General features: G+C 50.6%; 12 protein-coding genes. 6 read left to right on the plus strand and 6 right to left on the minus strand.

Annotation, left to right across the window (positions count from 1 at the left end; genetic code table 11):
• Positions 1 to 162 precede the first annotated feature (162 nt).
• From R2Q26_RS14745 to R2Q26_RS14755, 3 genes are all read right to left on the minus strand, one after another.
• A complete protein-coding gene (locus R2Q26_RS14745) occupies positions 163 to 1,059 on the minus strand; it encodes an alpha/beta hydrolase (protein WP_317536985.1) in 897 nt (298 codons plus the stop codon).
• Positions 1,060 to 1,431 (minus strand): DUF393 domain-containing protein, encoded by a 372-nt coding sequence (locus R2Q26_RS14750; RefSeq protein ID WP_317536986.1) that lies wholly within the window; start codon positions 1,429 to 1,431, stop codon positions 1,060 to 1,062. It lies immediately after the preceding gene.
• Positions 1,432 to 1,727: 296 nt separating this feature from the next.
• Positions 1,728 to 3,518, minus strand: a complete 1,791-nt coding sequence (locus R2Q26_RS14755) for a DEAD/DEAH box helicase (protein ID WP_317536987.1) — start codon at positions 3,516 to 3,518, stop codon at positions 1,728 to 1,730.
• A gap of 211 nt (positions 3,519 to 3,729) precedes the next feature.
• On the opposite strand from R2Q26_RS14755, the gene R2Q26_RS14760 reads away from it, so the two are divergent.
• Entirely contained in the window at positions 3,730 to 4,113 is a 384-nt protein-coding gene (locus tag R2Q26_RS14760) for a VOC family protein (RefSeq protein ID WP_090571988.1), read from the plus strand.
• Positions 4,114 to 4,158: 45 nt separating this feature from the next.
• Here R2Q26_RS14760 and R2Q26_RS14765 read toward each other — a convergent pair whose 3' ends face one another.
• Positions 4,159 to 4,476 (minus strand): DUF190 domain-containing protein, encoded by a 318-nt coding sequence (locus R2Q26_RS14765; protein WP_317536988.1) that lies wholly within the window; start codon positions 4,474 to 4,476, stop codon positions 4,159 to 4,161.
• 18 nt (positions 4,477 to 4,494) lie between these two features.
• Complete coding sequence (gene crcB / locus R2Q26_RS14770; protein WP_317536989.1) at positions 4,495 to 4,878, minus strand: fluoride efflux transporter CrcB; 384 nt, start codon at positions 4,876 to 4,878, stop codon at positions 4,495 to 4,497.
• Positions 4,879 to 5,036: 158 nt separating this feature from the next.
• Between crcB and R2Q26_RS14775 the strand changes: the two genes are divergently transcribed.
• The 3 genes from R2Q26_RS14775 (at position 5,037) to R2Q26_RS14785 (ending at position 8,005) form a co-directional block, all read left to right on the plus strand.
• On the plus strand, positions 5,037 to 6,800 hold the full coding sequence (locus tag R2Q26_RS14775) for an ABC transporter transmembrane domain-containing protein (protein ID WP_317536990.1): 1,764 nt from the start codon (positions 5,037 to 5,039) through the stop codon (positions 6,798 to 6,800).
• Positions 6,801 to 7,073: 273 nt separating this feature from the next.
• Positions 7,074 to 7,223, plus strand: a complete 150-nt coding sequence (locus tag R2Q26_RS15640; RefSeq protein WP_411182372.1) for a hypothetical protein — start codon at positions 7,074 to 7,076, stop codon at positions 7,221 to 7,223.
• A gap of 152 nt (positions 7,224 to 7,375) precedes the next feature.
• Positions 7,376 to 8,005: a transposase gene (locus R2Q26_RS14785; protein WP_317536992.1), complete on the plus strand. Its 630-nt coding sequence runs from the start codon at positions 7,376 to 7,378 to the stop codon at positions 8,003 to 8,005.
• A gap of 164 nt (positions 8,006 to 8,169) precedes the next feature.
• Here the strand turns inward: R2Q26_RS14785 and R2Q26_RS14790 are convergent, their stop codons facing one another.
• Positions 8,170 to 8,445, minus strand: coding sequence for a hypothetical protein (locus R2Q26_RS14790; protein WP_317536993.1), 276 nt, complete (start codon positions 8,443 to 8,445; stop codon positions 8,170 to 8,172).
• A 186-nt stretch (positions 8,446 to 8,631) separates the two neighbouring features.
• Here R2Q26_RS14790 and R2Q26_RS14795 point away from each other — a divergent pair, with 186 nt between their 5' ends.
• Entirely contained in the window at positions 8,632 to 9,534 is a 903-nt protein-coding gene (locus tag R2Q26_RS14795; protein ID WP_317536994.1) for a sugar phosphate isomerase/epimerase family protein, read from the plus strand.
• Positions 9,531 to 10,559 carry an isopenicillin N synthase family dioxygenase gene (locus tag R2Q26_RS14800; RefSeq protein ID WP_317536995.1) on the plus strand — a complete coding sequence of 343 codons (1,029 nt, stop codon included), beginning with the start codon at positions 9,531 to 9,533 and terminating at the stop codon, positions 10,557 to 10,559. The genes R2Q26_RS14795 and R2Q26_RS14800 overlap by 4 nt, the downstream gene beginning before the upstream one ends.
• The last annotated feature ends 291 nt before the right edge of the window (positions 10,560 to 10,850 follow it).

A 10,850-nucleotide genomic window follows, 5' to 3' on the forward strand; every position in this document is an offset into this window, starting at 1 on the left:
TAAAATGGTGAATGTTAACAAACAGCAAAAATCGCTACATCAGCTAGCTCTCACAATTTCCAAACAGTTTCTTAGATTTTAGATTCCAGGAAATTCAGTATGTCTCAGTTTATCGCAGCATCATTATCCGGATACTAGTTAAGTTACTCAATAACGTTATGGCTAGCGCAGGGCAGGGTTCCTCAAAACCCAACTATCAATTAATTCGCAGAGTTCGTCAGGATGAGTGGCAGGCAGCCAGTGCTCGGAGTCGATCGTAGCAAATTCCACTTGTGGTAATCGCTGCAACAGGCTTTGGGTGCGTTCCGGGTCGGTAATGCTGCGTCCACCTGACTGGATTACCAGGGCAGGGCAATGCACCTCAGCAATGGGCAAGGGTCGCATGATCTCGATCAGGTTATTGAGGTACTGTGCCGTCGGGATCACCTTGAGGTCATGCTTGGGCCTGCCATAGTCTGCCAGCATTGTTTGCAGCTCGGCTGGGCTTGCTTCATGCACGCGGCGATCCAGTACCGGCAAATCCAATGTATCAAGCCGGCGTCGATAGAGACCAAGCCGGTTGAGTAGTTTGATCAGCGCTACGATAAGCCGTAGCCCAGGTACAAACGGCCGCAATCGGGCCAGAATGCCGGTTACGGCTTCACGCGCCATGGGTTCGATCAGTACTAAGCCAGCACACATGTCGGGGTAGCGCACGGCGAAGTTGAGGGCGATGTTGGCACCGAGGCAATGGCCCACGATGATTGCACGAGTTTGGTGCTCATGCCGCAGCAGACTAGCGATGTCCTGGATCCAATCTTCGATACGTGCAGCGCCCCGCCACATTGATTCGCCATGGCCGCGCAGGTCTGGGCGTAGCAGCAGCCGGTTGGCAGTCAGGCGGCTGTGCTGAGTAAAATACCACCAACGAGTAGAGTTACTGGCCGCACCGTGCAGCAGCACAAGCGGTATGTTAAGAGATGTAGCAGAGGGAGCACTTTGTTCATTTTGATCCGGTGTCCATCGGCGGTAGGTGAGTTTGGTACCATTTTTACCCTGGAAATGTAGTATTTCATCCATCTAGAGGCGTCCAGTTCTTTTCAAGCGGCGCTTGACCATGCGGTGGTAAAGTGAGGACAGTATGGGTCGAATCACTGGCAGGCCAATCAGCCAAGCGAACGGTTTGAGTAAGGATACCCGGGACATCAGCAAAATATAGGCATCCAGTTCAGAAACGATCCGTTGGTTTTCATCGCGTACATGCAGCTCGCTCAAGGCTTTGTGCGGATCAATGCCAATCTCGCGCAAATGATCGTCCTGCCCGGTGATATCAAACCAGCAGATATCTTCCCCCTCTTTTCCTGCCAGCTTTTCATAGTCTTGCCGATCCTTGACGCAACTTGGGCAGGCGCCATCGTAATAGACGGTGATTTTTTTCTTGTCTTCGCTCATTGCTAATTCCCTCGCTTAAAAGTCGTCATCACCGCTAAAATCATTGCCGTTCGCGTAGACCTGCCGAACTGCCAGAATGCGTGAATGTTGCTCTTCGACTGGTTCAGGTCGAACGATATGATAATTTTACTGGAACGGTCTATTAGACAACCATGAAAAAATTTTGCAAGCAAAGAAATGCAGTTAAAGGTGCATAACCAGATTCAATTCTAAATCAAATCTGGCTTTGTCGGCTGCTTTAGGGAAAGCAGAAACGGACGGGATGCAGCCGTCGAGAGTTTTTTCATGGGACTTCCTTAGTTAATGCTTTCTAGCACAATCAATTCTCGTGTTGCACGGGTCATGGCAACATAAAGCAAACAAACTTCTTCTTCACTGTTCTTTCTTGCATCAGCTTGCATGTTTGCAGCTGGAATAGCGACCAGTGGGAATTCCAGTCCCTTACTGCTATGGAAAGTTAATAGTTTGATAGTATCCTGTTTCCCACTAAATTCAATATCTTTTTTCCAGCTAAAGGGAATGCCTCTGGTAGTAAGAGCATCTCTGATAATCTTGCCTACTGGATCCCAGTGACGATAAAGAATCGCCATATCCTTCCAGGGCATGCCATCTTTATGGGCAGCTTTTAATTGCTCAGTGATGTATCTAACCTGCTCCTGAAGACTCGGTAATTTGATCAACAAAGGCTCAGGTCCTTTGCGTCCGGCAGAAATCGGCATTAAACGCGGTGCACTGTCTTCGTCAGCTTCGGTAGGGGTGAGCAATTGTCCGGCAAATTGACCAGCAAATTGAAGAATTTCCTGGGTATTGCGGTAATTGATTTTGAGAATAGTGGTTCGTCCTTGTGCCTGGATGCCAATACTCTTAAAGCTGAAGTTGTGCTTTTCTGCAGTGTGGTAAATAGACTGAGCATCATCATAGAGAACTAGCAGCGAATTCGTGCGTGGATCAACCATCTGGACTATCAGTTTGAGCCATTCCGGACGAAAATCATGGCCTTCGTCGATCAACACTGCTTCGTACTGCCCGGAAGGAATAAGTTTGTTATCCACTGCGCGGATAATTTGATTCACCATGTCATCCCAATAGCCATCGCGTTTGATATCACCTGCAGGTAAACCAATGTTATAAGCTGTGAGTTGTCGATGACACCAGGCATGAAAGGTGAGTACATTAACTTTGCCAGCGATTTCTTTTTGCTGAATCCAGTATTCGAGTCGTTTAGCGAGTACCTTGTTGTAACAAAGAATCAAAATCGGCTTAGAGCAAATCTGGCTAAGATATTTTGCGCGATAGCCAAGTATGAGTGTTTTGCCAGAACCCGCCACACCATGGATGACCCGATGGCCTGCCCCGAGACTGCGTGCTAACTGTTCCTGCTGCAGATCCATGATTTGTAAAATACTCGGTAGTTCGGCAGCTGTCGTTTCAGTTTTATCAAATAGATCGCCTTGTTTTGCTGGTATCCGGATTTCAGGAAACATATGCCAGCGTATTCGATCGATCTGCGGCAGGCTAAGATTACCATAACCTCCTAGAGTAAACATGTCCCACAGATGTTTCTGGAACACTTCCATCTCCACCGATTCGACCATTTCATCCTGACAAATGATGCGACGAGGTTCCAATACTTCAGCCAAATCAGTGCTGTCAAACTGCTTGCGGCTGATATTGGCTAGCACTACTCCATATGACCAAGGAAAAAGCAGTTGACCCTGCATCCGACCACTGCTGAAAACTAATTGAGCATCCTTTTGAAGCATATCGGCCACTGCATGAGCATATTGACGGGCTTGCTCAAGGGGATTGCGCTTATGCACCAATCCTTCAGCCATCAGCAAAGTCACGTCCGTTTTGGTAATGGATTGGATGCTGGTCAGCTTCCAATCTTTGACTTCAAGAATCAGCAAGCCACGTTTAGGATGCAGCACGATAAAATCTGGATGTCTCATCGATTGACCGATGGGTACGTCATACCAGCATAAGTAATCATCCTCCAGTTTTGCTTCCAAGCGTTGTGCAAAACGTCTTTCACCGGCAGTCATACGGGAAATGCAGGTCGAGTAGCTAGGGATTAAAGTAGTCATTTTTTATTTAAGAAGATTACAGATACCTTGTTAGCGTTCAGAGAATTTCAATTCCCAATAAAAAATATTCTTTTAACTATCGGTAACTTGAATATTGCTGTCTAGGCGATAGCTGTTTCTTTCGCTGTTCGTTCAAAATTGGTGATATTCTAAAAGAGAAATTCTAATCTTGAAGATTTCCTGATTAAATCTCTTGCACAAGGAGTTTATTATGACTATTACTCTAAATCATACGATTGTGCCGTGCTTTGATAAGCAAGCATCCGCAGAGCTTTATTGCCGACTATTTGGCTTTGAGTATTTGGGTAAATTTTCCCATTTCATCGTGGCGCGTGTAAACGATACGCTGACTCTCGATTTTGATAGCAGGGAAAAATTTGAATCCCACCATTATGCGTTCAAGGTTTCCGAGCAGGAATTTGACGAAATCTTTGCGCGCTTGCAAGCGGAGAAACTCAAATATGGAAGTGGCCCTACTGAGGCAGAGAATATGACGATCAACCATAATTATGGAGGGCGCGGAGTTTATTTCCGTGATCAGAATGGACATCTGCTGGAGTTGCTTACTGCAGATTATGAAATGCCTCCGCAATAACCCAAATCTGGGTAAAGTCGTCGCTCCAGAGCAAGAATGAGCTGCTCAGTGTTCTTCGCTCATACCATATTCGATAGGTGTTTTGACGAAGAAGATATTGATTCCTTTTTCGTGTAGTCGAGCAAATATGCGTGCGGCGTCAGCCTTACTTAGCGCCATCGTTACTTCGATAGGCTGATCACCCAGCTCAAAGAAATGTGCCGCATGCAGTTTGCCATCATGACCGTAACCTTGAGTTGCAGCAATTAATGTGGCACCTCTGATACCGAGTCTGCGCGCTTCCTGCAATAACCATTCACCCAAGGGTAAACCATCATGCTGGCGGGCCTGGTGGGTAAAGAAAGTCAATTGATAACCGTGCATAACCTTTCTTCCTTGAATTTAGGCGCTCCTGAAGAGCGAAATTGTTGCTAACCCGAGCATCGTCATCAGCAATGATCCTATCACATGCAGGCTGATTGCACCGACTGCTAAGAGTAGTCGTTCTTGTTGAATGAGTGTGATAATTTCTGCCGAGAAGGTGGAGAAAGTAGTGAGTCCACCGAGGAAGCCGGTGATGATAAATAAACGCCACTGGGGTGTAAGCTCAGGATGATTGGCAAATAGGGCAATTGCTACACCGATTAAATAGCTGCCAACGAGATTAGCGATGAGCGTTCCTGGTGGAATAGCCGGAAATAGCGTATTGAGTGTGGTCCCAAGGAGCCATCGTAGGAGAGAGCCTAACGATGCGCCGATGCAAATGGCGAGCATAGAATGAAGCATAAACTTGTATGATTCCGGATAGTGGTTAATTTACTAAAGTCTGTAGCTGATATGTTATACAAAATTAAATTGATTGATTCAGTGCTTTAGCCAGCGTGATTTTATCTGTGTTATCCGCAAGCCAATAAGCTCACATTTTTGTTATCGATTATCCTCAAATGATTAATTTGTTGCGTGTCATCCGCGATCGCTGGCAGAAAGCCAGAATGGTGGTTACGTTTATTGCGCCTTACAAACGGCAAGTTGCTTTCAGCCTTGTGGCTCTGTTATTTACTGCAACGATTATGCTTTCGATCGGGCAAGGCATCCGCTTGCTGATCGATCGTGGTTTGGCTACCCAATCGATAGAACTGCTGACGCAATATATGATTATTTTTATTTTGCTCATTGTTGCGTTGGCTGTGGGTACCTTTACCCGCTTTTACTGGGTAACCTGGTTGGGTGAGCGCGTGGTGGCAGATATTCGCTGTAAGGTGTTCGATCATTTAATCAATTTGCATCCCGGTTTTTTCGAGAATAATCGCAGCCTTGAAATTCAATCGCGTTTGACTGCAGATATGACTTTGCTCCAATCCGTCATTGGTTCATCTGTTTCTGTGGCTTTGCGCAATCTCGTCATGTTGCTAGGAGGAGTTGTCTGGTTGTTTATAACCAATACCAAGTTGACAGCACTGGTGTTGATCAGCGTACCGTTGGTGGTGGCGCCTATTTTGGTGTTTGGGCGCAGGGTGCGGCGTCTGTCCCGTCAAAGCCAAGACAGGGTTGCAGCGGTGGGTACTTATATCGGTGAGATTTTAGGGCAGATAAAAACGGTGCAAGCCTACAATCATCAGGAGATCGATAAGAACAACTTTCATCGGCATGTGGAGGATGCTTTTGAAATAGCTAAGCAACGAACCGTTCAACGTGCATTGTTGATCACTGTGGTGATCATTCTGGTGTTTGGCGCAGTGGGTCTGGTCCTTTGGGTTGGGGGGATGGATGTGATTGCAGGGCAGATTAGCGGAGGTGAATTGGCAGCATTTGTTTTTTACAGCGTTATCGTAGGTTCTGCGGTGGGTTCGATCTCGGAAGTTTTGGGAGAACTGCAACGTGCTGCGGGTGCTGCTGAACGCACCGTAGAATTGTTATCTGCTCCTAATCAGATCGTGTCACCAGTTAACCCACAATCCTTGCCGACCGTGAAGGGTCATATCGAAATAGAGCAATTGTGTTTTGCTTACTCCTCCCGTCCTGATGTGTTTGCCATCAATGAATTGTCACTGACTATTAAAGCAGGTGAGATGCTGGCGCTGGTCGGGCCATCGGGTGCAGGAAAATCGACCTTGCTTGATTTGCTGTTACGTTTTTATGATCCCCAATCCGGTTGTATAAGGTTGGAAGGAGTCGATATCCGGCAGTTGGAAATTACAGCCTTGCGAGCATGCTTTGCATTAGTGTCACAAAATCCGATCTTATTTTATGGCACTATCAGCGATAATCTTCGTTATGCTCGCCAGGATGCAACGGACGCAGAAGTGGAGGTTGCAGCCAAGGCAGCCTACGCGCATGAGTTTATCGTTGACCTGCCGCAAGGCTATCAAACACATTTGGGTGACGCAGGTTTAGGATTGTCAGGCGGACAGAAACAGCGAATTGCGATTGCTCGCGCCATTTTAGCCAATGCGCCGATTTTGTTGTTGGATGAAGCGACCAGTGCGTTGGATGCAGAAAGTGAACATTGGGTACAGCAAGCGCTATCACAGTTGATGGCACATCGTACCACGATAGCAATTGCACATCGCTTGAGCACTGTGAAATCAGCAGACAGGATCGCAGTCCTTAATCATGGACGTTTAGAGGCGCTAGGCACGCATGCGGAATTAGTGGCAACCAGCGAACTTTATGCACGATTGGCAGCGCTGCAGTTTGACCTGAAATGAATGAGTGGTAGGAGCACTATAAGCTAATCTACCAGCTTTCATTGTTTTTTTCAGCTGCACTGGGACTGCAAGCTTCGCATGCAGGATCTTTTTTTAAGTTGATTGTTCGCCATTTCATTGTCAGCCCGTCGAGTAAAAGTAAACGACCGCTAAATATTTCGCCAATGCCCAGCAAAACAGCGTGCCATTTCCACTTTTCTGATCAAACAGGCCGGATTCAAGCGACGTGATGCACAAAGCGGTGCGATCACGCTGATTCAGCGTTTTGGTTCGGTGGCCAATCTCAACATCCACCTGCATTGTCTGGTACCTGATGGCGTCTATCACATCCAGGACGGCGTATCGGCGTTCCATGGCGTACGCTCACCGACAGCTGAACAACTGCAGAGACACTGCTTGACCAGATCATCCAACGTATCATGAAAGCATTGACCCGCCACGGTGCGCTCATTGAGGAGGAGGGTATGACTTTTCTCGCCGACATGGAAGCGGATACCGCTTTAGCCCCGCTGCAATCGGCGGCCTGCACCTATCGGATCGTACTGGGTCCACGGGCAGGACAAAAGGTATTGACGTTGAAGACCTTGTCCACGCAAAGCACACAACAGTCTCAGTCAAGCCAGGCGTGCTGTGCCAACGCACACGGCTTCAGTCTGCATGCCGGCGTACGCTGCGCCATGAACCAGCGTGGCAAACTGGAACACTTGTGCCGCTACATTACCCGGCCCGCAATTGCCGAAGAACGCCTGGCGCGCAATAAGGATGGACAAGTGGTATTGATGCTGAAGACACCTTATCGGGATGGCACGACCCATATCGTGATGTCACCGCTGGAATTCATGCAATGGCTGGCTGCACTGGTTCCCCGGCCACGGCTCAACCTTATTCGTTTCCATGGCGTACTTGCGCCGAATGCCAAGTTTCATTCTGAGATCATTCCTGGCAACAAGAAAAACAAAAGTCATGTATCCGATAGGAATGGCGATGCGCCGCCTTCCCCTGCTTCTGTGCGCATCAGTTGGGTGCGTTTGCTCAAGCGGGTGCTTGATATCGACATCGAGCACTGTTCGCATTGTGGTGGAACCCTGAAAATCATCGCCGCCATCCTGGAGTCCAGTACAATCACTAAAATTCTTGACCACCTCGGCTTGTCCTCCCGAGCGCCACACAGAGCACCTGTGCAGGTCTTTGATCCTTTCGGGTAATCTGGAACCAAGCCCCTTTTTTCAGCGCATTCCCTGAATGCGATGACGTTCCCCCTGGGCGTCTTTTGCGTGAAGGGTAAAAAATGGGCCAGAACCAACACTATTTGCTGCTGATCAAAGACAAATTTTGCGAATTTTGGATGACTTTCCGGTCAGGTTAACGATTAAACTGTTTCCTGGTACATTCGGTTCTTATGAAAAAGAGCGTTTATTGTTCCTATACACCCGACCGCCGTGCGGCGGCTCACGCCGGGCATGAAGTTGTAAAGCGCCGTCTTCGGAAACGCGCTCTCGTCGCCGGCCCACATCTCGCAGAAGAGGTCGCTGTAATTGAGGTAGCCGAGCCCGATATCTCCGAAATGCGCCGACCACTGAAAGTCCATATCGAGGATGGCACGTGCCACGGCCTGTCCTTTCGTTCTACTGATTTTTTTCTTCATCGATTCACCATGATGAGGAGTGACGAGCCCATTTTGCGTGCACGCAAGCGCACAAAATGGACGCATCGTACGCGAACGAAGCCGTAGGGAACCAGTCAGCTTCAGTAAGCATCGATAATTTTGACTCCCCTGCTACTCTAGTGTAGTATTGCATGCAAATTTACACATTTATGCGGTCGTGTGGCTATGAAGCTGGAACTGTTCAAGACGTTTTGGGGTTTTTCGAGTGGCCCGCGCGAGGCTGCTCCGCTCGTGCGGGCAGCCGGTTTCGACGGTATCGAAGCGCAAGTACCGCGCGAGCCGCATACGTGCGAGGCATTTGCTCGGGCCATCGAAGACGAGAAACTCGCTTTCGTGGCCGAAGTGACGACCGCGGGAGGCTACGTGCCCGTTCGAACGGCAAGCCCGGCCGACCACCTGCGCGATCTCGAGGAGAGCATCGTGCGCGGCAAGGCGCTCCATCCGCGCTTCTTTACGGTCATCGCCGGTTGCGACGCATGGCCGTTGGCTACGCAGGTCGATTTCTTTTGTCGCGCCGTCGAGCTCTCCGCGCGGCATGACGTGGTATGCAGCTTCGAGACGCACCGCAGTCGCTCGCTTTTCAACCCGTGGCTCACGCTCGAGATCGTCCGCGCGGTCCCCGAGCTCAAGCTCACCTGCGATTTCAGTCACTGGGTCGTCGTATGCGAGCGGCTGCTCGATAGCGAATGGGAGGTGCTCGAAGCGATTGCGCCTCACGCGCACCATCTGCATGCGCGCGTCGGCTATCCGCAGGGGCCGCAGGTGCCGCACCCGGCGGCGCCCGAGTACGCCGAATGTTTCGCCTCGCATCGGCGCGCATGGGAACTGCTATGGTCGGCGCAACGCGAGAAGGGCTACTCGGTCACGACAATGACGCCCGAGTTCGGTCCTGACGGCTACCTTCACACGCTCCCGTTTACGAATGCGCCGGTGGCCGATCTTTGGGAAATCAACGCGTGGATGGGCGCGCAAGAGCGCAGGCACTTCGATGCGTTCCTTCGGCGCGCAAGCGACGCGGCCAACGAGATAACCGAATGCGCATCAGCGGCTGCCGAGGTGACCGAATGATCAGGAGTCCTTCACATATCGCGTTTGACCAGCTTCCAATCGTCGACGTCGCGGGCCTTTACAGCGACAGCCGCGAGCGGCGCCTTGCCGCCGCACGCATGCTCGACCAGGCAGCATGCGATGCGGGTTTTTTCTATGTCGTCGGGCATCCGATCGAGCGAGCGTTGCGCCTTGAGCTGATCGAGCAGGCGCGCCGTTTCTTTGCCTCGCCGTTCGACTGGAAAATGCGCTACTACATCGGCGAGTCGCGCGCGCATCGGGGCTACGTGCCGGAAGGCGAAGAGGTGTTCGCGCCCGGCGTGCGCGACAGGAAAGAGGCATTCGATACAGGCCGCGATTTGCCGCTCGATGACCCGGATGTAGCGGCGGGCACGCCAATGCTCGGCCCCAACGTCTGGCCCGATCAGCAAGGATTTCGCGAGGCCGTGAGCCGGTACTACGACGCGGCGTTCGCGCTCGCGCTTGGCTTGCCCGAGGACCGGTTCGACGGCCTGTTGACGAAACCGCCGAGCCTATTGCGGCTCATTCATTATCCGTACGACTCGGCGGCAGTCGATCAGCCCGGCATCGGCGCACACACGGATTACGAGTGCTTCACAATCCTGCTGCCGACGGCACCGGGGCTCGAGGTCATGAACGGCGACGGACAATGGATCGATGCGCCGCCGCTCGAAGACGCCTTCGTCGTGAACATCGGCGACATGCTGGAGGCATGGACAGGTGGCACCTATGTCGCCACCTCACACCGCGTGCGCAAAGTCGGCGAAGAGCGCTATGCGTTTCCGCTCTTTTTCGCCTGCGATTACGCTACCGTCGTCGCGCCATTGCCGCCGTTCGCTACGCCCGAGGCCGTGGCGAAATATCCGTCGCTCGTTGCTGGCGATCATCTGTTCGCGCAGACGGCGCGAACGTTTTCCTACCTGAAGCGCCGTATCGAGAGCGGCGAGCTTGCGCCGCCTGGAGAGGCGGCTGTACGCTTTGGGCAGCATGCGCGGCATGCACACAGCGCCGCGTCTCAGGATTGAACCCGTTTTGCCACGCTGCGCGAACACAACGTTTCGCAAGATGGCGCGTATGCATGGCCACCGAGGACAACTGTGGCTTCGTCGTTTTGAGGCGTGCGATGGCCCCCTTAGAGACCTTTGCAAAACTCCCTATTTTCTGAGGGAAGTCTGTAATTTGATATTTTTCATAAACAACTGGACAATATTTTTGCGAATTACTTCCAATTCTTCCGGGAAATGATCGCTTTAGCGCATTTTATTTGTTCAAAAGGCACATTTCTCCTGTGAGAGTCGTGAAAATAGGCTATCGAC

It is taken from the genome of Nitrosomonas sp. Is37 (assembly GCF_033063275.1).
Classification (GTDB): domain Bacteria; phylum Pseudomonadota; class Gammaproteobacteria; order Burkholderiales; family Nitrosomonadaceae; genus Nitrosomonas.